Here is a 25,612-nt window from a genome sequence, read left to right as displayed (position 1 = left end):
AACTATGAGTGATATAACTGCAAGTGGGCTGTCATTTCCCGAAATTAAGGAAGAGCATCTGCCAGAAGTGCTGGATATTTATAATTATTATGTGCTGAACACCACGGTTTCTTTTCATACAGAGCCTTTATGCTTAGCTGACATGCGGAATTCTGTACTAAATGGTGATGTCCGCTTTAAGTCTTACGCTATTCTCCGCGAGGGTGAGCTGCAAGGTTATGTGCTGATCACCAGACATAAGAACAAGCAGGCCTATGATGCCTCTGGGGAGATTAGCATCTATTTGAAGCCGGGCTGCAGTGGACAAGGAATAGGTGGAAGTGCGCTGCGGTTTATTGAAGAACGGGCAGTTGAATTGGAGTTTCATGTATTGGTGGCTACCGTATGCGCGGAGAACGAGAGCAGCCTGAAGCTTTTTCGAAAAAATGGATATGAGCAGAGCGCCTATTTCAAGGAAATTGGCACCAAATTCGGCAGAAGGCTGGATATTGCCAGCTACCAGAAAATCATCGGCTGAGACGATCACATAACATAAAGGACCGCTGTATTCATAGGTATATTTATCATGTGTAATGTGTATATATATCGAAAAATGTCGAAAAAAGATTGGATGAAAGGCTTGGTAAATCTGTATCGTTGCTTCCTATCATGTATAGTTTATGAATGTAGTGACGCCTTGCCGTCGCTAAAGTATTCAGACATTCAGACATGAAAGAGAGAAGTGATTTATGTGAAACCAATCGCTTGGGTAACTGACAGCACCAGTACGCTCGATCCTGAATTCGCCAAGAACAATCATGTATATATTGTTCCACTACGCCTCCTGGTTAATGACGAGTGCTACAAAGAAAATATAGATATTACCTCTGAACAATTTTATGATAAAATGCGCCAGCATGAACGGGTGAGCAGTTCACAACCGCCGATTGGTGAGTTTATTGAACTGTACGAACAATTGAAGCAAGAATACGCGGAAATTATCGCCATTCATTGTTCATCAGATCTTAGCGGTACGTTCAGTACCTCTATGCAGGCTGCTGAGATCGCTCAAGCAAATGTCGTGGGAATTGACTCCAAGGTAGGCGCCTATCCGATCCGTGAAATGATTATGCGGGGAATTCATTGGCAGAACATTGGCCTTTCGGTGCAAGAGATCAAAGAAAAAATCGAGAATATCATTCAGAATATGTCCTTTTACTTAATTCCATCCAATCTGACCCAGCTTCACCGCGGCGGGCGGGTAACGGGCTCTCAGCTTGTGCTCAGCCAACTGCTGCGGATACATCTGCTGTTGCGTTTTGATGATGGGAAAATTATTGTAGAAGAGAAGATTCGTACCTTTAAGAAGACCAAGCAGAAACTGCTCGATAACTTAAAAAAGGATGTTGAGATGATCACAGACGTTTGTATTATGCATGCCAATAATATGGAGGAAGCGCTGAAGCTGGAAGAAGAAATTAAGAATATGGCTCCAGCCTTACGGACAGAGATCATGACCTTTATTCCTGTTGCCGGCATTCATGCGGGTGAAGGTACGCTCGCAATGGCCTGGATCAAGAGCAATAGTATCAATAGCATAAACGCCTGATTTTGTAGCAAAAGGGTGCCACTAAGCCGGAATTGGCTAATGGCACCCTTTTACTAAATATAAGAATTTATAGGTTTCACGCAATAATTTATCCTTATATTTCTCGAAGAAACAGATACCGTCCATAAAAAGGATGGTCAAGCCGTTTCTTCTTGTTTGTTGTGACCCGACTGCAGCGTTGGGGTTGTAACTTAAGGTAGGCTGGATCATTTGCTTCTCCGCAGAAACATTTGTCCAAGCACCTCGCTAAGCACAAGCCCGGCGGCAATAGCCCCGGAGAGCAATAAAGCCTGGGTAGCAAACTTTACCGCCTCGATATAATCATTCTCCACGAACTTCCGCATCGCGTCATAAGCAAGTCCACCCGGGACAAGCGGGATCACGCCACCGACACTGAAAATAATCACAGGCATCTTGAACGAACGGGCAAAAATTTGGCTGATGAACCCGACCACAACGGTAGCCCCGAAAGTCGCAATGACCGCTTCCCACTGCTGGTCCAGCAGTAAATAGACCATCCAGCTCACCATGCCGGCAATTCCGCATTGCAGCAGCGCGCGCCGCGGCGCATTGAACAGAATGCAGAACGTGGCAGTCGCGATAAAACTGGTTACTAGTTGCAAAATCATAAACAGTTAACCTCTTTCACCTAGGTCAAGAAGAAACGACTTCGCCATCCGTTTATAGACGATACCCGTTTCTTCGAGAAATATAAGGATAAGTTATCGTGTGGCTTTTTTAAAAAAGTGACAGCACAAGCCCGATGCCTGTTCCAATCGCAAACGCAGTCAGAAAAGCATCCGCTCCCTTGGATAGGCCGGAGACCAAGTGGCCAGCCATCAGATCACGGACCGCATTGGTAATGAGCAGCCCTGGTACAAGCGGCATCACAGAGCCGATAATGATTTTATCCATCTCATGCCCTATACCAAATTTAACGGAAAAGAAGGCAAGCAAGCCGATCAGAAAGGAGGCGGTAAATTCCGCGAAGAACCTGATTTCGACTATTCGGTGCAAGTAGATGACAGCCGTATAGCCAAGCCCAGAGATCAACAGTGCCGGAAGAGCATCCCATAAGCTGCCTTTAAACATGATCGTAAAACAGGCGCCTGTCAGGGCAGCAGCGGCAATCTGCAGCCAAATGGGATAGGCATGCGCAGAGTCATCCACCACACCCAGCCGTTCGCGGGCTTCAGCCGCTGTGATTTGACGTTCACTGAGGCGGCGTGAGATATCATTGACCTCGGACACCTTTTGCAAATCTGTCGTTCGTTCCGCGATTCGGAAGAGCTTGACTGGTTCCATTCTACTGGTAGTGAACATGATGACGGTTGGCGTTACGTAGCTATGCGCTCCTGGAAAGCCGAGGGACGCAGCCATCCGCGTCATTGTATCCTCCACGCGATAAGTTTCGGCACCGCTTTGGAGCATGATTTTCCCTGCTAGGAGGCATAAGTCAATAATTTCATGTATAGAAGTGTTGCTATTATTGCTGGTACTATCCAACTCTTCTTGATCCTCCCCTGGAATGTTATATATCCGATTGTCGCCTCATTAGTAGAAAAGATCAACCCTTAATCTTTTTATTTAAAAATTATTATTTGTAATGTCCGCCAATCTTGCCAGCCCGATCCTTGATCTGCCCGGCATCGGTAAAGGAAACGGCCCGTCCAATAATTGTATCCCCATATTTATTCTTTAAATCATCGGTGGCCTGTTCGAGTGCGCGGTAGCGGGGCCGTGATTCGAATAGTGTCAGCTGATACTGACTTTCGTCGGAGAGGCTAGAGAGGCTTAGGTGGACTCTACGTACGGGCTGACCATCCCAATGTAATACGAACAGAGCTACGGCTGACTCATATACCAGATTGGTAGCATTCGCGGGGTCGCTCATCGTGCTCTGCCTTGAAAATCCTGTAGGGGCATCGAAGCTGGCACCCTGGCAGCCAACAGACACGACTGCACCATTTACCTTCAGTTTGCGACAGCGCCTGCAGACCAGCTCTGCGAGCTCCAGAAGCACAGTCTTAATGTCCTTGAGTGTATAGTAGTCGCGAGGGAGTGTCATCTGGTGGCCAACACTCTTAGGAGCCACCTCGTAGGTTGCTGAATTTACGGGGCTGTCGTCAACACCATTGGCAATTCGCCAATAAAGCTCTGCATCAACGTCGCAATTCTTATGGAATTTCTCCCGCATGCGCCACTTTAGCTCGGCGAGGGGCAACTGCGCCAAGTGACCGATGGTTACCAGACCCATGCTTTGGAAATGGGCGGACATGCGGCGTCCTACCATGAACAGCTGGCTGATCGGCAGCTGCCAGAGCAAGGTCGGTAGCTGTTCCCGCGTGAGGGTGAATAGTCCTTCCTCATTCTTCTTGGCCCACAGATCGCAAGCCATCTTGGCGGTAACCTTGGAATAGCTGATGCCGACGCGCACATATACTCCTGTATCTCGGCGGATTTGATCCTGAATGGCAGCCGCGATCTGCCGTGGACTGCCAAATAGGGAAAGGCTGCCGGTAACATCAATAAACTGCTCATCGATAGAATAAGGCTCCACGAGGTCGCTGAATTTGCGGAGAATATCAGTAATTTGGGCGGAGACATCTATATAATGCTGCATTCGTGGTCTGACCACGATCAGCTCAGGGCATTTGGCCAGGGCTTCGCGTAAAGTTTCGGCGGTGGTAATACCATAGGTTTTGGCCAGAGGACAGGCTGCTAATACAATTCCGCTTCGTCTTGCCGGATCTCCGGCCACGACGAGTGGCTTGTTGCTGTAATGGGGACTTGAGGCCTTCTCCACGGAAGCATAGAAGCTCTGGCAATCGGACAGCATAATGATTCGATCTTTCTTCATGGGTTAACACACTCCAGGGTGAGGCTTGTTACTAAGTATAATACGAACATATGATCGTGTATATGCATACTTATTTCCATCAGGTTTAGGAATCAAGGGTTAACAGGCCAGTAGCCACTCCGCCGGAGGCAATGGTCAAGATCGAATGCAGAAAAGTTTCCTTGGAAATCAATACCCCGCCCGCGCTAATAATCAAGGCATCTGTCAAGAAAATGATGAGTCCAACATTCATCGGAATATACCTCGTAATGTAGCGGGCAAGCAGATCCGTGCCGCCCGTACTTGCTTTGAAGCGAAGCATTAGCCCGAGACCACTGCCCATCAGAAAACCGCCGATTATAGCACTGGAGATAGAGCCAAGCTCAATATAATACAAGAAGTAATACTGAAACGGGCCAAGCAACTCGATGAGGAACGACGAAGATAACAGACCCAATACACTAGTGTAAAAGACATCCCGATCCTTCAGCCAAGCCAGCAGGAATACCGGGATGCTGCAGAGTATAATTGCTGGTCCAATTTTGGCACCGGACAAATAATTGATAATAAGGGCTATCCCGATGATCCCGCCATCCAGAATTTTGTAAGGGACAAGGAAAAAGTTAGTTCCTACGGCAATAAATAAGCTTCCTACCAAAATGATGACGTATCTAGGCCATGACCGCATATTCAACAACTCCAAAGTAAGGCATGTCTTATGAATATGCTTCTCACTTCCAAAAAATTGCTGAACAGCAAAAAATCCTGCATGAGCAGGATTAGAACTGGATCGAAAACTTAAGACCAGAGCTCAGGCATGCACAGGCTCTTGTTTTTTCACCTGAAGGGGTGGCGGAATCAGCCAACCCTTTTGTTTATTCATTTTCAAAAGGGCGAGACCCAATACCGCCATTTGGGCATGTGTTTTTAAGAATAAGGCTCCGATATCTTCCCGTATGGCCATTCCCATAATTTGGCTGCATTCGTTCAGGCTCATCGAGGCACCCGCAGAGATCGCTGCAGCGATTTCCGGATCGGAGAACCGGGCACCGACAGGAATATCCTCAAGTTTAACGGAAGGACGGTCCGGAAGTAGCGGAAAGGGAGTAATTCCATTGGCTTTAAGGAGCTTGTCGCAATTCTTGATTTCCAGCTGGGCCTGATCCATTAAATCATCAATCATTTTCTTTAAGTCCTGATCCCCGGCATGATAATGAAAGGCCTGCAGCGTAGATAAGGTCATTTTGGCTTTGGCGGAGAACTGCCACACACTGAAAATTTCACCATAGTGCATCGGTTCATCTTTAGGATTGCCGTTTAGAATTCCCATATTTGCATAGCTCCTTTATAGATAAGTATGAATGTTAAATTAGCTTGTCCGCCAGGACATGTTTTATGCGAGAAAAAGGCTACCGGGAGTAACGCTTGCGGAAGCGCAGCGGAGAGATGCCAATTTGCTCTTCGAAGCGTCGCGAGAAGTAGGGGGTGCTCTCGAAGCCGGTACGCTCCGCTATCCCCGCTACAGAGATCTCTGTCTTCAGCAACAGCAGCTTGGCCTGCTCCAGACGGTAATCTGCCAGATATTCCAGCGGCGTCAGCCCGTACACGCGCTTCATACAGCGACCCAGATAATTGTAGTGAAAATGCAGAGCTTCCGACAGAGACGCATTGGTGACAGGTTCCGCATAATGGTTGCGGATATAAGCCTCAGTTTGCTCGGCGATTTCCACAGCCTGACTCCCTGAGGCATCATGCTGGGCCAGGTCCATCATCCGCAGCATCTCTTCAAAGATCCGCTGCTGCTGCCAGACCGCACTTGAACGTCGCCCGCTGGCTAACTGCAATAACAGCTCTGCTTGACCACTATGCTCAAAGGAACCTGGAAGCGGTCCGAACTGTGGCACGCGAATCGTATATGGATGTGTGAGAAATTGCTGAAAGTGCATTTCACGATTGACAAAGACAGGCTCACCCTCGGCCACAGTCCATTCTCCAACCGTGTGAAAATGAATCCATACGAACGAGGTAGTCTCCAAGCAGGGCTTGACGGAATAATGATAGCGGTCAGGCAGCAGCAGCAGGGTAGATCCAGCCGTCACTTCCCATTGTTTATCCTCTTCACCGATGAATAAACACCCCTGCTCGACAAGCAGTAGGTCAAATTTGCCCATACAGTTCCGGTTTGGATGCTGATCTCCAGGCTGATATACCGTGCGATCACATTCTAGGAAATAGGGAAAGGGCGGTGCAGCAAGGTGAATATAAGAAGGACTGAATGTCATTGTTTTTCCCACTCCAAGCTTACTTTATTTAGTGTGAAATAGTACAAAAATACGGTTGCTTATGTTTGTATTTTTTATTTATTTTACAGTCTATAATTGCAATTAGCGAGGATGAAATAGACGGAGAGGAAGAATGAAATGAGCAAAGTGACGATTAAAGACGAATTCTGGGGACGCTATATTCAGCTAGTGCAGGATGTAGTTATTCCGTATCAATATGAGGCATTGCATGATAGGGTGCCAGAAGCGGAGCCAAGCCATGCGATAGCTAACTTCGAGATTGCTGCTGGCCGGAAGAAAGGTGAATTCCACGGCTTTGTATTTCAGGATAGTGATGTGGCCAAGTGGCTGGAGGCCGTGGGCTACTCATTGACCATTAAGCGTGATGCCGAGCTTGAGCGGCAGGCGGACGAGGTCATTGATCTCATTGGTGAAGCGCAGCAGGCGGACGGTTATTTGAATACTTATTTTACGATAAAAGAGCCCGGCAAACGCTGGACCAATCTGAACGATTGCCATGAGCTTTATTGCGCCGGGCATTTCATTGAAGCCGCTGTATCTTATTATGAAGCCACCGGCAAAAGAAAACTGCTCGACATTATGTGCCGGATGGTCGACTACATTGATTCGGTCTTCGGACCAGAAGAAGGCAAGATCCGTGGGTATGATGGGCATCAGGAGATTGAACTGGCCCTTGTTAAATTGTATCGTCTAACCGGAGAAGAGAAATACCTGTTGCTCAGCAGTTTTTTTATTGACCAAAGAGGGCAGCAGCCACACTTTCTGGAGCAGGAATGGGAGAAACGCGGGCGTACTAGTTATTGGGTCGGAAAGACGGACACTCTGGATGTGAAATACAACCAGGCCCATCTTCCAGTAAGGGAGCAGAGTGTGGCTGTAGGTCATTCCGTCCGCGCTGTATATATGTACACAGCCATGGCTGATTTGGCGGCACTTACAGGTGACGAAGCACTGCGCAAGGCTTGCATTAGACTGTGGAACAATCTGGCAGATAAGCAGATGTACATTACGGGTGGAATTGGGTCCACACATGCGGGTGAAGCATTCACATTCGATTATGATCTGCCGAATGACACGGTGTACGCAGAGACTTGCGCCTCGATTGGTCTGATTTTTTTCGCACAGCGCATGCTGCAGCTCTCGCCGGATGCACAGTACGCTGATGTGATGGAACGGGCGCTATATAACAATGTACTGGGCTCTATGGCGCAGGACGGCAAGCATTATTTCTATGTCAATCCGCTCGAAGTATGGCCACAGGCCTGCAACTGTAACCCGGATAAACGGCATGTGAAGTCTGAGCGTCAAGGCTGGTTCGGCTGCGCTTGCTGTCCACCCAATGTGGCCCGGCTGCTGACCTCGCTCAATCAATACATTTACACCACCCATGGCGACACGCTCTACACCAATTTATATATTGGCAGCGAGCTGAACACGAAACTCGGCGATACACAGGTTACGATTCACCAGCAAAGCAATTATCCATGGGAAGGCACAGTGACTATGCAGGTTAATCCGGCAGCAGCAGCGGAATTCGGAATTGCGCTGCGTATCCCTTCTTGGAGCCAGGGGATGGAGATTAGAGTGAATGGCGAACTGCTGAATATGGCTATGGATGTAGAGCAGGGCTACCGGATCATCCGCAGAGTATGGGCAGCAGGGGATGTTATTGAAGTCCAAGTGCCGATGGAGGCGCATCGTGTATATGCTCATCCGTTGCTGCAGGCTGATGCCCATAAGACCGCCATTCAACGTGGACCCTTGGTATATTGCCTCGAAGGCACCGATAACGGCCAGTCTTTAAGCTCAATTTCTCTAAGCGGAGATGTGGCGTTCACAGAAGTTTTTGACAAGACGCTGCTCGGAGGAGCGGTAGTGGTTGAAGGGAGTGGCTTCTGCGTGGAGCAGGAGAGCTGGAACGGCGGTCTCTACGGCAGAGAAAAGGCTGCGGTTCAACCCGTTACGCTCAAGGCGATTCCTTATTATCTATGGGGGAACCGTGGCAGCGGGGAGATGAAGGTGTGGATTCCGGAAGGCAAAGCGTAAGCTGTTGATCGCGTGATACAAAAAAGCAACCCGGCTCGTACCGCTATTTCTAGCGGACGGAACGGGTTGCTTTTTTTGAAATATAATTGGCTAAGTCAAGGCAGTCGCCTTCTTAACCAAGCTCAACAACTACTGTATGCACAGCGCCGTCGCCCACAGGAGCGATGATGTTGCCTTCTACAGCTGCGCCATCCAGTGTAATACTAGCTACACCTTTGGATACATGGTTCGGGTTCTTGATCTGGATCACGTAAGTATCTCCACGGAAGACACGGGTGATTTCGAAGCTGTCCCACTCGGTAGGAATACAAGGATCGATCTTCAGACCATTGAAATCCGCTTGAATACCGAGAATGGATTGGGTGATCGCTACATAGTTCCAAGCAGCAGTACCCGTCAACCAGGAATTCTTCGCTTCTCCGTGACGAACCGCATCTTTACCAGCGATCATCTGGGAGTAGACGTAAGGCTCCGTACGGTGAATTTCGCTGATATCCTCCAGGTAAGAAGGAGCGATCTTGGCATACAGTTCAAAAGCTCTGTCGCCATGGCCCAGCATGGTTTCAGCCATCATGATCCATGGGTTGTTGTGGCAGAAAATGCCGGCATTTTCTTTGTAGCCCGGTGGGTACGTCGAAATTTCGCCCAGGTTCAAATAATATTTGGAGTAAGGAGGCTGTTGCAAGACGATACCATATTTAGTGTCCAGACGTTCTTTAACGGAGGTAAGAGCTTTCTCCGCTTGTCCGTTCTCTACGCCGATACCAGCCATAACACACATGCCTTGTGGCTCGATAAAGATTTGGCCTTCTTCATTATCCTTACTGCCGACCTTGTCGCCGTAGTGGTCATAAGCACGCAGGAACCAATCGCCGTCATAGCCATGCGTAAGAGTAATTTCACGCATATTCTCGATTTTGTCTTCGGCGTCAGCAGCAACGTCGCTCAAACCGCGCGTCCGGCAGATTTCAGCATAATCCGGTCCAACGAAGACGAACAGACCTGCGATAAAGACGGATTCAGCTACGCGGCCTTCGATGTTGGCTGTCGTCTGGAAGGATTCACCGGGTTCTGTAGAGAAGCAATTCAGGTTCAGACAGTCATTCCAGTCCGCCCGGCCGATCAGCGGCAAGCCGTGAGGTCCGAGATTATTGGTGACATGCTCGAAGGAAAGTCTCAAGTGCTCGAACAGGGTAGCGGTGTTGTTCAGGTCGCTGTCAAATGGAACTTGCTCATCAAGAATGGAAGTATCGCCAGTTTCTTTGATGTAGGCAGCCGTTCCGGAAATCAACCATAGTGGATCATCATTAAAGCCGGTGCCGACTTCGTTATTGCCTTTTTTGGTGAGCGGTTGGTATTGGTGATACGCGCTGCCATCTTCAAACTGCGTAGCGGCGATATCGAGAATACGTTCGCGTGCACGCTCAGGAATTTGGTGTACAAATCCGAGCAAGTCCTGATTCGAATCGCGGAAGCCCATTCCACGGCCGATACCGGATTCAAAGTAAGAAGCAGAACGGGACATGTTGAAGGTAACCATACATTGATACGGGTTCCAGATATTAACCATGCGGTCCAGCTTGTCGTCGCCACTCTTGATCTGATATTTGGACAGCAGGTTATCCCAGTGGGCAGCTAAGTCAGCAAGAGCAGCATCCACTTGAGCATCTGTAGCAAATTGCTCTACAACAGCCAGTGCCGGTTTTTTGTTAATGACGTTCAGTGATTCCCATTTGTCATCTTCTTCATTCTCAATGTAGCCGAGTACAAAGATGAAGCTTTGCTCTTCGCCTGGTTCAAGCGTAATGTTCAGCGCGTGGGAGCCGATAGGGGACCAGCCGCTGGCTACGGAATTGCTTGCTTCTCCGGCAGCTACGACTTGTGGGCTTTCCAGGCCATTGTACATACCTACAAAGGATTCACGGTCAGTATCAAAACCAGCGATTTCTTTGTTCACAGAGTAGTAAGCATAGTGATTTCTGCGTTCGCGGTATTCTGTTTTGTGATAGATCACGGAATCCTGCACTTCAACCTCACCTGTGCTGAGATTGCGTTGGAAGTTGGTCATATCGTCCTGAGCATTCCACAGACAGAATTCTGCAAAAGAGAACAACTTAACTGATTTCTGCGCAGTGCCCGTGTTCTTCACGACCAGACGATGTACTTCAGCATTGTGGCCGAGGGGTACAAAAGCAAGCTGGTTAACAGAAATTCCGTTACGTTCGCCAGTGATCGAAGTGTAGCCCAGACCATGACGGCATTCGTAGAAATCAAGATCGCGTTTAACCGGCATCCAGCCCGGGGTCCAGAAATCACCATCGTCATACAGGTAGTAGTAACGTCCACCCGAATCCATCGGGATATTGTTATAGCGGTAACGGGTTAATCTTCTGAGACGAGCATCTCTATAGAAGGAATAGCCACCGGCAGTATTAGAGATTAGGCCGAAAAATTGCTCGTTGCCGAGGTAGTTAATCCATGGGTAAGGCGTTTTAGGTGTGTTAATTACATACTCTTTACGAGTGTCATCAAAAGTTCCGAATTTCATGTGAGAATAGTCTCCCTTCGATTGTGAACGCGCGTTTATAGATCTGAAAAAAAAGTCCCTCGGGGTAAAGGGTTTTTTTTCGAAAAACCGGGGTCAGGCGTAAAATAGCTTACTGCTTGGGCGGCTGGCAGGAATCTCTCTCAATCAGCCGTGCCGGAAAACTGATCGTGCTAAAGGTCGGCTGCTGTGAATCGCACAGCTCGATCACCTTCTCTACGGCAGCTTTGGACATTTCGTAGATCGGCAAGCGGACGGTGGTTAACTTGGGCTGAATGCGCGAGGCCATCTGGATATCATCGAAGCCGGCAATCGACATCTCCTCAGGAACAGCTATATCCTGCTCAGAGAACGCTTCCATCGCTGAAATAGCCATGTCGTCGTTCGAAGAGAAGAAAGCAGTTGGTAAAGGCCCACCGGAAGCCAGTAGCTTCTTCACCACTTCATAAGCCGTCTCTTTCAGAAAATCCCCCTGCAGAATGAAGTTCTCATTCAGCGGAAGGCCATGCCGCTTCAGCGTATCCTCATAGGCCATATAGCGTTCTCGTCCTGAATACGTATTCATTCGTCCGCAGATGATGCCAATCTCTGCATGTCCAAGGCCAATCAAGTATTCGATGGCTTCCGTTGTGCCCTCATAGTCTTTAGAGTTCACAACAGCTAAATGATTACGATCGAGATGTTCTGACATAATCTCTGAAATGTCATAATCAATCAGCACGAGCGGGGAGTCAAGACCCACCATTTCCCGGACAATATCAATATCCTTCTGAGTGCCGACGATGATGCCGCCGTCAATCCGTTTCTGCAGAAAGGCCTGCTTCACCTTCAGGAAATCGTCGGGAGAGTATACGGTGTGAATCAGCACATAACATCCGCGAGCATTCGCTGTATCCACTACGGCATCGACGAATGGAGCGAAGTAGTTATTCTGATAGATCCGGGTCGTATTCTCTTTCTCGTTCATGCTAATGGCGAACAGCCCAATAGTATCCGTCTTCTTACCGGCTAGAGCCCGTGCAAAGCTGTTCGGCTCGTACTGATGCTGTTCAATTACCTTCAGTACTTTAGCACGAGTCTCTTCAGGGACATTGGAATAGTTGTTGATCACGCGGGATACCGTGCTTCGGGAAACCCCAGCCAACTTGGCTATATCTTCGCTGCGCATATTGGCCCCCTTTTACCATTGTTCCATCTTGTAAACGCGCGTTTATGAGCTTATTGTAGAATAAATCCGCACAGAAATCAATCGGAATCGAAAAGAAATTAAAAAGACCAAGGCGTAGGAATAATTAACATTTAACTAAAAGATTAACATAACCTTACTAAGGATTTTACATATCCCTTTTATAGTTAAGTGAATACTACTAGGGAGGTATATATGAGAATCCAAAATCCAAGAAGGATATTAAGCGCATTCATGGTTGTAATCATGTTAGTAATCATGTTGCCAATATCCACTTATGTAAATGCTTCTGCTGCTGTAACTGTTGCTGAATGGGACTTTATTGATAATCCCGATGTGACAAAGACCTTAACTAGTTTTCCGGCAACCGGTGGAGTTGCTGCTGCCAATACAGTAACACTCACAACTTATATGGGTGTTAATGCGACAGGGGGAACGATATCTACTTATACTAATAGTAATAGGTCTATTTCTATAAACGGTTGGGATAATGGCGCCAATACGAAATATTGGCAAATAGCGTTGTCATCAGCCGGTTATGAGAATTTGAAACTGGATTTTAGTTCATATGGATCCACTACAGGCCCCAAAGATTTCAAACTGCAATACAGTACAGACAAGGTTACTTTTACAGATATCCAGGACGGAACATATGCAAACACAGGAACTCTGACAAAATCGGAATTTACTTTGCCTGCAGATGTAAATGATAATGCCACTGTCTATTTACGATTTTTGCAGACAAGCAATGTATCTATTGTAGCAGGAACAGTAGCTGCAACAGGAACCTCACGAATGTCAGACATCAAAATAACGGGTGAACAAAAAGCAGATTCCACCACGGTGGCAGCTGTTACAGCAATTCCGGATCATGGTGCGGAAGTTCCCCAAGGCAGCACGGTGACTTTATCTACAATCACCTCAGATGCAACCATTGAGTACATGCTGAACGGCGGGGCTGCACAGACGATTAACTCAACGTCAGGTACTGTTGTGATCGATGAATTTAATCAGTCTGGAAATACAGCAGTCATCACGGCTAAGGCCGTAAAAGGCACGAATGAAAGTGCAGCTAGAACGTTTATTTACACCCAGGCACAGGTAAGACCGGTATCAGCAAGCAAAACAGGTGCAGTTGCGGCTGGTACGCAAATCTCACTGTCTACACCAACCGCTGGAGCGGCAATAAATTATGTCCTTACCAAAAAAGCTGGCCTAACAGGCGAAACTGTGGTTTCAGAAGCTGTTTACAGTAGTCCGATTACATTAACGTCAGACATGTTTCCCGTCAAAATAGAAGCAACTGCTATAATGGCAGGTTATAAGGACAGTGTGAAATCAACCTTCAATTACACACTTAAGGATGGAAGTGCAGAAGAACAAGTTTATTTCGGGCAATTGCACGGACATACCGTTCAGTCTGATGGTTCTGGAACACTGGCGGAGGCTTATGCCTATGCCAGAGATGTTGCCAAGCTGGATTTTTTCGCTTTAACGGATCATTCTAATTATTTTGATACGTCCAGTGCTCCTGTAGAATATGCGGCAAGCTCAACAAATGCCAAGTGGCAGTTGGGGCAAACCACGGCAGCAGCGGCGGCGACAGCTGATTTCGTACCGTTTTACGGCTATGAAATGACTTGGGCAGGCGGGCCCGGGCATATTAACACCTTTGCTACAGAAGGTTTTGTCAGCAGAAATAATAAAACGTATGCCTCAGGTATTTCGGGCATGACCAATTACTATAATCTTTTGAAGAATGTTCCGGGGTCTATCGGCCAATTTAATCATCCGGGACCCACCTTTGGCGATTTCAATAATTTCTCAAATTATGATCCTGAAATCAACCAGCATATGACACTGATAGAGGTGGGCAACGGCGAAGGAGCTGTAAGCTCAGGCGGATATTTCCGGTCCTATGAGTACTATAACAATGCGCTCGACAAAGGCTGGCATCTGGCACCTACCAACAATCAGGACAATCATAAAGGACTGTGGGGCAATGCAAATACAGCGAGAACGGCAATTGTAACGGATAACTTTACTAAGGAAGGCGTGTACGCAGCGCTCCGTGAAATGCATGTATATGCAACCGAAGATGAGAATCTGGAGATTAAATATACGGCAAATGATGAGCCGATGGGCACAAGTCTAGCTTCAGGCATCGGTGAATTAAATATCAACGTTGATCTCTTAGACCCAGATTCTTCGGATCAAATCGGACAAGTATCGCTTATCACCAGTGGCGGCAAGGAGACTAATCTTCAGAATTTCACCACAAACAGTGCGAATTATGCTGTGAAAATAAACAACCCGGCTAACGGATATTATTATATCCGGGTAGTTGAAGCAGATGGCAACATCGCTGTAACTGCACCTGTCTGGGTGGGAGAAGTTGAAAAGGTTGGCATTAATGCAATAACCTCATCGGTCAGCATGCCAGTGACCGGAGAAGCGCTTCAGATCTCAACCGAACTTTTTAATAATGAAGCCACTCCCATTACCATTCAATCCATTCATTATAAAATCGGAGGGGTAACTGTTGCGGATAAATCCATAAACGGACAAATTCCCTCTCTGGCAACGCTGAAAGACAGTATATCTTATACACCTACTGACGCAGGAACGATTACCGTAGATGTGACGGTAAATGCTGAGGTGAACGGTATCAGCAGGGTTCTCACACAATCGCTGCAATTAAAGGTAAGAGAGGCTGCCAAGCTCATAAGTATAGGTGTGGATGCCTCGCATCTGAATGAATATGTTGCCGGCAACTATGCCAATAGCATGACTAATTTTGCCAAGCTGGCCGAGGAATATGATGTCCGACTTGTAGAGATCAAAGGCGGGATTACAGCGGAGAAGCTGGCCGGGCTAAAAGGGTTGATCTTAACACCGCCTAACCGCAAAGCGACTGTTGGTGCACTTGGAGAGTATTCAGCAGCAGAAATTGCGGCTATCCAAGCCTTTACGGCAAGCGGTAAAACGCTGATTGTCTGCGGGCTTGCGGATTATGGGGATGGAACGAATGCCGCAAGCTATCATGCCTCATATCAACAAAATGCAATACTTGCGGCTGTTAACGCAAAAACCCGCATAGTAGACGATGAACTTATCGATAACACCACATTCGTACCTAACCAGAATTTCAGGCTCCGCTTTAAGAACTACAATATGAGCAGTCCCTATAACCTTGGCGTGAATCCGGCGCAGGAGTATAGCTTTTACAGTGGTGCATCACTTTGGGTACCCGAGGCCGACAGGGCAGCAGTAACCAATATCGTGACTTCCCATGCTACCTCTGAAAGTCTGGATTCAGATAAGGACAGCAAAGGCGGGGAAGGCAATCCAGTTACAAAAGGAAATATTCCGGTCCTAACGGTGGAAACCTTGGAGCATGGGGCCAAGCTGTTTGTAGCCGGGTCGGTTTTTATGTCCAACTTTGAAGTGCAGGCAACGTTAGATAATGCTACAGAGCTTGGCTACAGCAACTACAACATCACGCAGAATATCTTGAAGGATATAGCTCCAAGAACGGTAACACCCATTGCTGAAGTGCAGGCGGCAGAGGAAGGTGCACAGTTTACGATTCAAGGCACCGTTACCTCCAATGCCAGCGGGTATGATCAAAGCACTGCATTTTTCGACTCTATATATGTACAGGACAGCACAGCGGGCATTAATCTTTTCCCAGTCTCCGGAAACTTCAGGGTTGGGCAGAAAGTGGAGGTCACCGGAACAGTAGGCGGCTATCTGGGTGAGAAACAGCTGACGGTGAAGAAGATTGAGATATTGGACAGCAGTGTAAATGAAATAGCTCCAGCTCTGGTCACAACAGCTGCAGCTACTGCCGATACCACCCGGGGAAGCCTGGTGAAGGTTGAGGGTACTGTGAAATCAGTAAGTCTGGATAGCGGGAAAGTTGGAGCAATTGTGATAAATGACGGCTCCGGGGATGTAAGAGTATTTATTGATGGATATATTAATCCGACAGTAAATCTTGAATTCCTTGAAGCAGGAGATCACATTTCAGCTATTGGGCTATCGTCCATCGATCCTGTTGGCAAGAGAATTCGTGTGCGCGACAGAAATGAAATTCAATTGATCACAACAAGTATCATGACTAAGATAGGCAGCTATTCTACAGGCTATTCTAATCTGGGAGGCGGAGTTGCCGAGATTGTCAAATATAATAGCGATAATCAAAAGTTCTATCTGATTAACGGCAAGGAAAAGAAGGTTGATATTGTCAGCCTTAAATCTTTGGTATCCGGACAGGAGACTACCCTGGCTCTGGAAAAACGGATTGATGTCAGTTCGATGATCGACGGATTCACCTTTGGTGATATCACCAGTGTGGATATTAATACAGAGCTGAATACGATTGCGATTGCCATTCAAGAGGCGGATTATAGTAAGCCTGGTGCAGTCCTACTGCTGGACTATGACGGGAATTACAAAAAACATTACACAACAGGAGTTCAGCCCGATATGGTGAGCTTTACTCCCGATAACAAATATCTGTTAACGGCGGATGAGGGTGAGCCTCGCCAAGGTTATACTGCACCTGCAGTAGATCCAAAAGGTTCTGTCACTCTTATCAATTTGCAGGCCGAAACAGCCAAGGTGATTGATTTCACTAGCTTTGACAGCGGTGAGGCGAGAAATGCACTTTTGGCCAATAATGTCATCCTAAAAAAACAAACAAAACCTTCCGTAGATCTGGAGCCTGAATATGCGGCGGTATCTGCCGACAGCAAGTTAGCCTTCATCTCCCTTCAGGAGGCCAATGCCATTGCCACTCTGGATATTGCTAAGGGGACTTTTACAAGTATAAAAGGTCTGGGTTTTAAAGATCACAGTGCTGCCGGAAATGAACTTGATATGCGCAGGGATGGAAAAATAGAAATTAAAACCGAAGCAAATGTGTTTGGCATCTATAACCCAGATGGAATCACCACATATACAACTGGCGGGAAAACATATATCGTTACAGCAAACGAAGGGGATTCAAGAGACTGGAACGGTTATATCAACGAGAAGGATATTAAACTTGGTAAAGGGCAGGATGGAGATGCCACCAAGGATATGAAAGTAACAACGTTTGATACTTCAGACTATGAAGTAGGTGTAAATGGAGCTGGCTTTATAAGCGGGAAAACTTATCTGTTTGGTGCACGTTCCTTCTCCATATGGGATGCAGAGGACATGTCCCTTGTGTACGACAGCGGTGCTGGCCTAGAAAAGCAGACTGCAAAGCTAGTTCCCAAATATTTCAACTGGTCCAATGACGATTTTGTATTCGAGAAAAGAAGCGCTAAAAAGGGCCCTGAGCCTGAAGATGTAAAAGTTGGGGTTGTTGACGGAAAACCCTATGTGTTTATTGGGCTGGAGCGGGTCAGCGGCAATATGATGTACGACATTTCACATATAAACGCCCCTGTTTTTTACGACTATCTGAATACAAGGGATTTCCAGAATTCGGTGGATAATACAGGTACAAAGCCAGCGTATCAAATTGCTGGAGATGTCTCTCCCGAAGGGCAGAATTTTGTTGCAGCAGATCAAAGTCCTACACGTTATCCGCTGTTACTTGTAGCTAACGAGGTTTCAGGAACGGTATCCGTCATTGAAATACCCAAAGGATATTACACTCCAGAAACTCCAACTCCAACGACACCAACACCAACACCGACACCAGGGCAACCAGTTGCGTCTGCACAACCAACAGGAAGTCCACAAACAGTAACCGTAACTGATACGGTGGCTGTGGTGAAATTGTCCTTAAATTCAGTGACAGGCGAAGCAACGGTTAAGCTGGCGGATGAGGTTACTCAGAAGCTGCTGGACAACGCCAAAGCGAACGAAGAGGCTGGAATGAAGACTGTGGTGGAAATAAGCGGACAAGCTACGACAGAGACTAAAAAAGTTACGGTAGAGCTGTCAAACGAGTTCTTGAAGAAACTGTCGTCTGAAACAAAGACTGATTTGAAAATCAATACCGGTTTTGCAGTGATTACCTTTGGGAATTTGGCAGTAGATGCTATTAGTAAGGCCGCCAAAGGGCAAGAGCTCAAAATAAGCGTTGAAAGAGCGTCAGGCACTGCTTTAACGAGCAGCGTACAGGCTTTGGTAGCCGGCAGACCGGTTTATGATTTTACAATTACCGATGGAGATTCGAAGATAACAAGTTTTGGCAGTGAATCGGTGAAGGTACAAATCCCTTATGTAAGAGGGGCTGGAGAAAATATAAATGCAATTGTAGCGTATTATATTGACAACAGCGGTAATGCCGTACCTGTGACAAGCAAATACAATGAAACGGCTCAAACGATTGACTTTATAACCAAACATTTCTCGAAATTTGCAGTAGGATATCAGTATACAGAGTTTACCGATATTGATAGCCATTGGAGTAAAGACAGTGTTTATTTTACGGCTGCAAGAGGATGGTTTACCGGATTGGGCAATCATACATTTGGGCCGGATCAGACCATGACACGCGGAATGCTCGCAACCGTGCTGGGAAAAATGTCAAATGCGGATGTTTCGGGTGTTCCGACCTTTACAGATGTGTCCGCAAATAAATACTATTCGCCTTATATTGCCTGGGCAGCTGCAAATGGCATTCTCCAAGGCATAGGCAATAATAGCTTTGCACCGGATAAAGCTGTTACCAGAGAAGAATTGGCTGTACTACTGAACAATTATCTGAAATATTTGAATCAGAAGCTTGAAGGTACGACGCCAATCGCCAAATTCGCGGATAATGAGCAAATTTCATCTTGGGCCAGCGAAGCCGTGGCGAATATCCAAGCATTTGGATTGATCAGTGGTAAGCCAGGCAATCTCTATGATCCCAAAGGAACGGCAACAAGAGCTGAAGTTTCCACTGTACTGAAAAAATATATTGAAAGCAGCTTTACAGAATAAAGAGGGATTTCAATCGATTGTCTCTAGACTTAAAACATCGGGATTTCCCGGTGTTTTTTGTTTTTTTCCTCGAATTTATTCCATCGTAATTAAATCCAGTGTTCGGATCTTTTGGGAAGAAGAGGAACTGGCCCATAGCTGTCGAATAGTGATAGGTATGGAGGTGACAACAGATGAGCGGAACAAAGACACTACTGTATCAAATCCTCAAGAGCATAGAGGCTGGAAAAGAACCAGCATTGGAAGATTTTGAAGGAGCCACAATCGGTAGCTTTCACAGTGCTCTTGAACAGATTATTGAAAATAAGCTTGCCCATAATGTTAGCTTTTCGCATTCGGGAAAAGGGAAAAAGACAGTACTAGTCGCACATACGAATGGTTCTGTATTGACTGCGCAAGGTATCAACTATATCCATATGCAGGAAAGCAGAAGCTTCTAGGTAGAAAATAAGCCTGTGTGGAACGAGGAACCCGATCACTGAACGGTGTTGCACTTGTACCTGATGCTTTATGAGCTACTTTAGGATGTTGTTGGCCAACTGGTTTATTGAGCATATCACTTACATACAAGTGTGAAGAAAAGGGTGGGGTTCTTGGAGAAAATACTTAATTGTTGTTCGAGTTGCAGTAGAGTCCGTAAAAAAAGCACCTTAACCGGTGTTTTTTTTGTTTGATTGAACTGCTGTCTCCTAAAATATATACTTATAGTTAAAGTTAACTTGAGCTATATCGGGAGGAAACATGATGTATTCAATAAAACAAGTTCAGTTGATCAGCGGATTGCCGGCATCTACACTTCGATATTATGAGAAAGAGGGAATACTACCTGAAATCAGTCGGGATGGTGGTGGGAGAAGATCATATACAGAAGAACAGATGGATTGGTTAAGGTTTGTTATGGCGATGAAGGATACAGGAATGACCATCGAAGAGATTAAGACATATTTGGAGCTAGCTTTAAAAGGTGAGGATACAATTCAAGAGAGAAGAGACTTTCTAGTCTTACATAAGGAAAAAGTAGAAGATCAAATGGCACAAACGCAGAATAACATGGAAAAAATCATTCAAAAAATAGCTTTCTATGATTTGGTCGTAATGGGTAAAAGCATCTATTGAATGCTGATTTGACATGAAGTTAACTTTAAGTTGTACGCTATAGCTATCAACTTAAAGGAGTGAGCGAATTGTCTCAAAATAAAAAAGTAATGTTTATTACAGGAAGCTCTACAGGCTTCGGACGTGAAATTGCAGATAAGGCTATTGCAGCAGGATACAAGGTTGTGGCAACAGCTAGAAATAAGGATGCCTTACATGATCTGGTCAAGGGTAATGAGTCCAATGTTCTTGCATTGGAATTGGATGTAACCAATTCAGAACAAATCCTAAACGCAGTTAATGAAGCCATTGAGAAATTTGGCACAATTGATGTACTTGTAAATAATGCGGGAATTGGTTACTTTAGCTCTGTGGAGGAAAGCGTTGAAGAAGAAACACGAAAAATGTTTGAAATTAACTTTTGGGGACTTATGCATGTAACGAATGCGGTGTTACCACAGATGAGAAGTCAAAAATCCGGACATATTATTAATTTCTCTTCCATAGGTGGACTAGCTTCATTTCCGACTCTGGGGTATTATCATGCTACTAAATATGCGGTTGAAGGTATATCGGAAAGCCTTGCTCAAGAAGTAAAACCCTTTAATATCCACGTAACTTTAATTAAACCGAGTGGATTCCGGACAGACTGGAGCGGACGTTCATCTGCTAAGACACAGCCAAGTACTCCTGATTATATAGAAACGCTTTCTCCTACATTTCAATACATGGCACTGGGTGGCGGTAAGGAAGCGGGTGACCCAAAAAAAGCAGCAGAAGCAGTGCTAACCGTAGTGGAAGCTGGAAATCCACCAATGCGTCTTCTTTTAGGAAATCAAGCCTACCAAGCAGCCACACACAAATTTACGAATCTACTGCAAAATATTGAACAATGGAAAGAGACTACAATAAATGCTGATTTCCAAAAATAATTCTAAATAATGTTATAAAGAGATACCCACATCAGTTAATGATGTGGGTATCTCTTTATTTTACATAATGTTCCATATCCAGTATAGTGAGATTACTGACTCATTCAGCACAAAATGTCAGGGTCAATGTGCCAAGATATCAGAGCTGGATTAGGGGAGTGAATATAGTGATACTTTTTTTTGCCATAGGAATGATGTTATTTATCCTACTCTTTTATTCTCTAATTGCATTCTTCTTAACGAAGTGGGTGTCGCAAAATATTTTTAAAAAGAAGCTATCCTTGGAACAAATATTTATGATTTTGGCTTATGCTGCTACTGTGTTTCTACTGGCTCAGTCCGTATATTATACAAAGCCGGTGGCAGGAATATTTCCTTTACTGAGTGTTGTATATATTTCTATAAGAAGGTACCGTAAGAAAGTGTGAGAGCTTTTATCAACAGATAAGAATTTATATATTTCACACGCTAACTTATCCTTATATTTCTCGAAGAAACGGATGCTGTCTTCATATAAAGGACGGTGAAGCTACTGCTTCTTGTTTCCAGTACACCCAAGCGTTTAAAGGTAATTCGCATATTTTAAGTTGTATTCAATTTTAAAGGAGGAATTACCTGATGGCTCTGTACGGTGGTGCATGTGGAGGGAATGACAGTGTTGTTGGTGGAGTAGGATGCGGTGTTGGTGGTGGATTTACGTCTACTACAGCGATATTGGTTCTGTTCATCCTGTTAGTAATTATTTCTAAAGCATTCTTGATATAATCTTGTAATCATCCGTCAGCGAAATCTGGCGGATATTTTTTGTTAGTTTGCGAACGATTATGGCGGTTGAAATTTGCGTATTTGCGATTAAAGGGTTTTTATTCCAAATGCCGAATTATGGTATGAGGAGGGGATGAAGTTGATCAGAAAAATGATCAAAAGCGAGGAGATTAACGGGCTGCAGTATGTGGGTGGAGTCATTTCGAGTGACACCAAGACGTATTATGCAATCATTCAGTGTTGTGGAGAAGAAGGCCCGTTCCAGGTGTCCATAAAGGTATGTTTCAGCGTCAGAGATGGTGAGGAGTATATCCTTGAAGCGTGGGATGATTTGATGAAACAAGAAGCATAGACAACCTAATACATAAGTCTTAATTACGTAGGTCACTGCTAATAGAGAGTGGCCCTTTTGTATGCCCATCAATGCAGTGGGGTATATAGGGAAAGCGATACCCTTGAAAAAGAAAGAGGATATGCACAAACATATCCCCGAGCAATCATCAAATGAAAAATGGAAGCAAAAACAAAGCGGCAATGCCGCCAAAAGGTATACGTCTTTGGATAAAGCGACGTCTTGGGAAAAAGCCTGGATGAAACCCAAATTGTCGATAAGAAGAATTTTGCGCAGGCATTCCATTCATATGACCCATCATTTCATTTGTAGGGATAGCGAGGGTGACATAATCCTGATCTACGTGAGCGATAAATCCATCGTGTGCTTGACCATCAGTCGTCATTATTCCAACGTATTTATTCATGCAACTCCAACTGACTTGTTGATAATTTGTATCCATGAATAACCTCCTCAGATAATATATCTCGACAACAGTCTATGGACTATAACCTATATCGTTCACGGCGAATGCCTATAAGTAATAATATTTGGGCGGTGAAGCTGACAGGAGCAGTTGGAAACACAAAAAAAGGGGCACAGCCCCCAATAACTTACTTGCGTCGCTTACGTCCGATCAATCCACCGACCACAAACACAACTAAAACTGACACAAAAGCGAAAATAATCCAGAAGGCGATTCGCAAACTAAACACCCCTTGCAAGTTGTTAATAGCAATTATACAGGGCAAGGCCGCGGACGGATATGACGATGAAAGATAGAAGTCCACCAAATTAAGCTAATATGCGTAAGTAATAGCTCCGGACAAAAAAATACGCCGCATTATCTGCGACGTTTGCCTCTGTTAAACAATCCAAAAACTACAACCAAGACGATCACAATAATGATCCATGACATAAAAAACAACTCCTTTGTTATTAATATAACCAATTACTAATGACGGAATTCACTTGGGTGAAATTTTGCCACTTTGCCCAATCCTTAGTAAGCATTTGCTCATACCTTAAATTGTACTCAATTGCAAAGGGGGGTAACAAATGAGTGAGTGTGGACATGAGCATAGAGTCATCAGTCCTTTTACTTCGACAGGAGCAATCTTGGTACTCTATATCTTATTAGTTATTATTTTAAAAGCTTGTATATTCTAAGCCTTTTTCAATTAGAAAGGAGGAAATATAATGGGTGAATTTGCTGGAGGATATGGTGGATTTACATCTCCCACTGCAATTTTGGTTCTGTTTATTTTGTTGGTAATCATCACTAAGACTTTCATGATTTAAATTCAAACCTTCCACTATAGCTGCCTCTTAGAATAGACATCGGATAAACCCCCTGGTAAATCCGATGGAATTTCTAGGGGGCACTTTTATTTTCCAGTAGCCGATTCTTCTTGTTATATAGTTAGTTTGTCCAATCAGTTTTTAAAAGATCACATATATTATATTATGCCTTCCGGAAGGTAATAATTTAATAAGGAGTGATCCACATGGCTATACAATTTCTAGATTCTAGAGTCTCTGAGTTTAGTAATCTTAGTACCGGTACAACTGTGCTTCCAACAACTCCAACCCTGCTTTTGGGTGATATCGGTTTACAAGTCGCGGATGTATTAGCAACTCCAAATGCTGCGGATGTCCGTATTGAATTGTGGGGAACAATCGGTGTTGCTGGAGTTGCGGCAAACGAGGTTACGATTACCGTTGAAAGAGGAGGTACAGGAGTAAGTGGTACTGGTGTCTTAATCTATACTGCAGTCGTAGATTTGTTCACAGGAAATAACCTGCTTTCATTTCATGCCGTAGATTTTCATCCAGTTGTTCCTGGCACAGGTGAATTACGATACTCTATGTACGCTGCTGACACTGGCGAGGGACCAGATATCACAATTACTGGGCCTGTCGCTTTTAGTGGTGTTGCACAAGCGGGTGCATTTTAAAAAAGATTAGAATTTATCCGTTTCATCTTGGAGTACGTTATAGCATTAACCAACCGATTAAAAAGGAAGAAGGAGCCTTGGAAATAATAGAGGCTCCTTTATTTTACATTGCATAAAGAACGAATGTTCGCATATAATACAAACAAACGTTCTTATACCTGGAGGCGGTCAAAATGAAAATGAGTATCGGCCAAACCATTGAAATAATGTACCAGGACAAAGCAGGGAAGATCACGCAACGGAAAATTGAGATTGAAGGTATCCGAGACGGTCGAATAAGAGCAACTTGTCTGACTACCGGATCACCGCGTGTATTTCTGACCCATAGCATCCTTGCTTGGCAGCCGGTGAAGAAGGGGAAGATAGCATGAGTGAATTAACAAAAAGAGAAATGATCGAACAGGCGTTATACAAGTCTATGGAGGAGCATAGCGCCGTCACACTCACCTTGTACGATTCATTTGAGAACCGATTTGCCAAAGGTATAGTAATGAAGGTAGACCGGCAGCTGGGTATTAAACTTCGGTGGCCAGATGATGATTGGGATTGGATGCGAATAGAAGATGTTATTGATGTGACTTCATAAAGAAACGGTCCCATTAATTGCTTGGGGCCGTTTCTGTTGTTCAGGAAGTTGCATGCTTTTGGAATTCATTAGGTATAGCGGTTTCCCCAATTATAGATTCTACTGCTTTCCAAGCGTCTTTGAAATTAGTGCCACTGTAAGTTGTTCTATTCCGCGTGGGGCTAGATAGTGACATATCAAAGACGATAAATTCACCTGCTGCTTCCGCGACCCTAAAACTAACGGTACGATCTTTGTTTTGAATTCGTACTTCCTCCAATTTATATCCTCCTCATCTTCAGCTTTCATCGTGTTAAAAAGGTTCAGTCCATTCTTCGGACAAAATACTTCACCTATTGTATTCTACATATGAGATTATATATGACAAATCGATTGACGAAAAGTATCTAAGGTATAAAGCTAGAACTACATCGTTGATTAATTGGATCTCTCCCCTCTTCGGGAAAAGGAAATGATTTGAAATGAGGGTTCATATGACAACTGGTGGAAGATAATTTGCATTAAC

At 45.2% G+C, this 25,612-nt stretch carries 22 protein-coding genes and 1 pseudogene; 13 read left to right on the top strand and 10 right to left on the bottom strand.

What is annotated here, in order from left to right; all coding sequences use genetic code 11:
- Positions 1 to 4: 4 nt before the first annotated feature.
- Both H1230_RS20810 and H1230_RS20805 read left to right on the top strand, forming a co-directional pair.
- Positions 5 to 517 (top strand): GNAT family N-acetyltransferase, encoded by a 513-nt coding sequence (locus H1230_RS20810; protein WP_239711802.1) that lies wholly within the window; start codon positions 5 to 7, stop codon positions 515 to 517.
- Between the two features lie 213 nt (positions 518 to 730).
- Positions 731 to 1,588, top strand: a complete 858-nt coding sequence (locus H1230_RS20805; protein ID WP_239711801.1) for a DegV family protein — start codon at positions 731 to 733, stop codon at positions 1,586 to 1,588.
- Positions 1,589 to 1,794: 206 nt separating this feature from the next.
- On the opposite strand, the gene H1230_RS20800 is transcribed toward H1230_RS20805, so the two are convergent.
- The 6 genes from H1230_RS20800 to H1230_RS20775 form a co-directional block, all read right to left on the bottom strand.
- Entirely contained in the window at positions 1,795 to 2,217 is a 423-nt protein-coding gene (locus H1230_RS20800) for a threonine/serine exporter family protein (protein WP_239711800.1), read from the bottom strand.
- Between the two features lie 109 nt (positions 2,218 to 2,326).
- A complete protein-coding gene (locus tag H1230_RS20795) occupies positions 2,327 to 3,019 on the bottom strand; it encodes a threonine/serine exporter family protein (RefSeq protein ID WP_239711799.1) in 693 nt (230 codons plus the stop codon).
- 166 nt (positions 3,020 to 3,185) lie between these two features.
- On the bottom strand, positions 3,186 to 4,448 hold the full coding sequence (locus H1230_RS20790; RefSeq protein WP_239711798.1) for a DNA polymerase IV: 1,263 nt from the start codon (positions 4,446 to 4,448) through the stop codon (positions 3,186 to 3,188).
- Positions 4,449 to 4,533: 85 nt separating this feature from the next.
- Positions 4,534 to 5,115 carry a YitT family protein gene (locus H1230_RS20785; protein ID WP_239711797.1) on the bottom strand — a complete coding sequence of 194 codons (582 nt, stop codon included), beginning with the start codon at positions 5,113 to 5,115 and terminating at the stop codon, positions 4,534 to 4,536.
- Between the two features lie 123 nt (positions 5,116 to 5,238).
- Positions 5,239 to 5,757: a DUF3231 family protein gene (locus H1230_RS20780; protein WP_239711796.1), complete on the bottom strand. Its 519-nt coding sequence runs from the start codon at positions 5,755 to 5,757 to the stop codon at positions 5,239 to 5,241.
- 79 nt (positions 5,758 to 5,836) lie between these two features.
- Positions 5,837 to 6,709, bottom strand: coding sequence for a helix-turn-helix transcriptional regulator (locus H1230_RS20775; protein WP_239711795.1), 873 nt, complete (start codon positions 6,707 to 6,709; stop codon positions 5,837 to 5,839).
- 138 nt (positions 6,710 to 6,847) lie between these two features.
- Here H1230_RS20775 and H1230_RS20770 point away from each other — a divergent pair, with 138 nt between their 5' ends.
- A complete protein-coding gene (locus tag H1230_RS20770; RefSeq protein ID WP_239711794.1) occupies positions 6,848 to 8,776 on the top strand; it encodes a glycoside hydrolase family 127 protein in 1,929 nt (642 codons plus the stop codon).
- Between the two features lie 112 nt (positions 8,777 to 8,888).
- Here H1230_RS20770 and H1230_RS20765 read toward each other — a convergent pair whose 3' ends face one another.
- Both H1230_RS20765 and H1230_RS20760 read right to left on the bottom strand, forming a co-directional pair.
- Complete coding sequence (locus H1230_RS20765) at positions 8,889 to 11,324, bottom strand: glycoside hydrolase family 94 protein (protein ID WP_239711793.1); 2,436 nt, start codon at positions 11,322 to 11,324, stop codon at positions 8,889 to 8,891.
- Positions 11,325 to 11,433: 109 nt separating this feature from the next.
- Positions 11,434 to 12,489 (bottom strand): LacI family DNA-binding transcriptional regulator, encoded by a 1,056-nt coding sequence (locus H1230_RS20760; protein WP_239711792.1) that lies wholly within the window; start codon positions 12,487 to 12,489, stop codon positions 11,434 to 11,436.
- 213 nt (positions 12,490 to 12,702) lie between these two features.
- Here H1230_RS20760 and H1230_RS20755 point away from each other — a divergent pair, with 213 nt between their 5' ends.
- The 6 genes and pseudogenes from H1230_RS20755 (at position 12,703) to H1230_RS20730 (ending at position 22,584) form a co-directional block, all read left to right on the top strand.
- Positions 12,703 to 19,440, top strand: a complete 6,738-nt coding sequence (locus H1230_RS20755; protein ID WP_239711791.1) for a choice-of-anchor I family protein — start codon at positions 12,703 to 12,705, stop codon at positions 19,438 to 19,440.
- 173 nt (positions 19,441 to 19,613) lie between these two features.
- Positions 19,614 to 19,880, top strand: a complete 267-nt coding sequence (locus H1230_RS20750; protein WP_239711790.1) for a hypothetical protein — start codon at positions 19,614 to 19,616, stop codon at positions 19,878 to 19,880.
- 304 nt (positions 19,881 to 20,184) lie between these two features.
- A complete protein-coding gene (locus tag H1230_RS20745) occupies positions 20,185 to 20,556 on the top strand; it encodes a MerR family transcriptional regulator (RefSeq protein WP_239717439.1) in 372 nt (123 codons plus the stop codon).
- A 68-nt stretch (positions 20,557 to 20,624) separates the two neighbouring features.
- Entirely contained in the window at positions 20,625 to 21,467 is an 843-nt protein-coding gene (locus tag H1230_RS20740) for an oxidoreductase (protein WP_239711789.1), read from the top strand.
- Positions 21,468 to 22,127: 660 nt separating this feature from the next.
- A pseudogene (locus H1230_RS20735) lies at positions 22,128 to 22,232 on the top strand (YjcZ family sporulation protein); the annotation flags it as partial.
- A 139-nt stretch (positions 22,233 to 22,371) separates the two neighbouring features.
- The gene (locus H1230_RS20730) at positions 22,372 to 22,584 is read left to right on the top strand and encodes a hypothetical protein (RefSeq protein ID WP_239711788.1); all 213 of its coding nucleotides are present in this window, start codon (positions 22,372 to 22,374) and stop codon (positions 22,582 to 22,584) included.
- Between the two features lie 148 nt (positions 22,585 to 22,732).
- Here H1230_RS20730 and H1230_RS20725 read toward each other — a convergent pair whose 3' ends face one another.
- Positions 22,733 to 23,026 (bottom strand): phosphatidylinositol kinase, encoded by a 294-nt coding sequence (locus tag H1230_RS20725; protein ID WP_239711787.1) that lies wholly within the window; start codon positions 23,024 to 23,026, stop codon positions 22,733 to 22,735.
- 737 nt (positions 23,027 to 23,763) lie between these two features.
- On the opposite strand from H1230_RS20725, the gene H1230_RS20720 reads away from it, so the two are divergent.
- The 4 genes from H1230_RS20720 (at position 23,764) to H1230_RS20705 (ending at position 25,107) form a co-directional block, all read left to right on the top strand.
- Positions 23,764 to 23,865 carry a YjcZ family sporulation protein gene (locus tag H1230_RS20720; protein ID WP_239711786.1) on the top strand — a complete coding sequence of 34 codons (102 nt, stop codon included), beginning with the start codon at positions 23,764 to 23,766 and terminating at the stop codon, positions 23,863 to 23,865.
- A gap of 206 nt (positions 23,866 to 24,071) precedes the next feature.
- Positions 24,072 to 24,521, top strand: a complete 450-nt coding sequence (locus tag H1230_RS20715) for a hypothetical protein (RefSeq protein ID WP_239711785.1) — start codon at positions 24,072 to 24,074, stop codon at positions 24,519 to 24,521.
- Positions 24,522 to 24,694: 173 nt separating this feature from the next.
- Positions 24,695 to 24,892, top strand: coding sequence for a hypothetical protein (locus tag H1230_RS20710; protein ID WP_239711784.1), 198 nt, complete (start codon positions 24,695 to 24,697; stop codon positions 24,890 to 24,892).
- Positions 24,889 to 25,107 carry a YolD-like family protein gene (locus H1230_RS20705; protein ID WP_239711783.1) on the top strand — a complete coding sequence of 73 codons (219 nt, stop codon included), beginning with the start codon at positions 24,889 to 24,891 and terminating at the stop codon, positions 25,105 to 25,107. The genes H1230_RS20710 and H1230_RS20705 overlap by 4 nt, the downstream gene beginning before the upstream one ends.
- 40 nt (positions 25,108 to 25,147) lie before the next feature.
- Here the strand turns inward: H1230_RS20705 and H1230_RS20700 are convergent, their stop codons facing one another.
- On the bottom strand, positions 25,148 to 25,366 hold the full coding sequence (locus H1230_RS20700) for a hypothetical protein (protein ID WP_239711782.1): 219 nt from the start codon (positions 25,364 to 25,366) through the stop codon (positions 25,148 to 25,150).
- Positions 25,367 to 25,612: the final 246 nt, after the last annotated feature.

Origin of the sequence: Paenibacillus sp. 19GGS1-52 (assembly GCF_022369515.1) — a bacterium.
Taxonomy (GTDB): domain Bacteria; phylum Bacillota; class Bacilli; order Paenibacillales; family Paenibacillaceae; genus Paenibacillus_AQ.
This window is presented reverse-complemented; position numbering and strand designations above follow the sequence as displayed.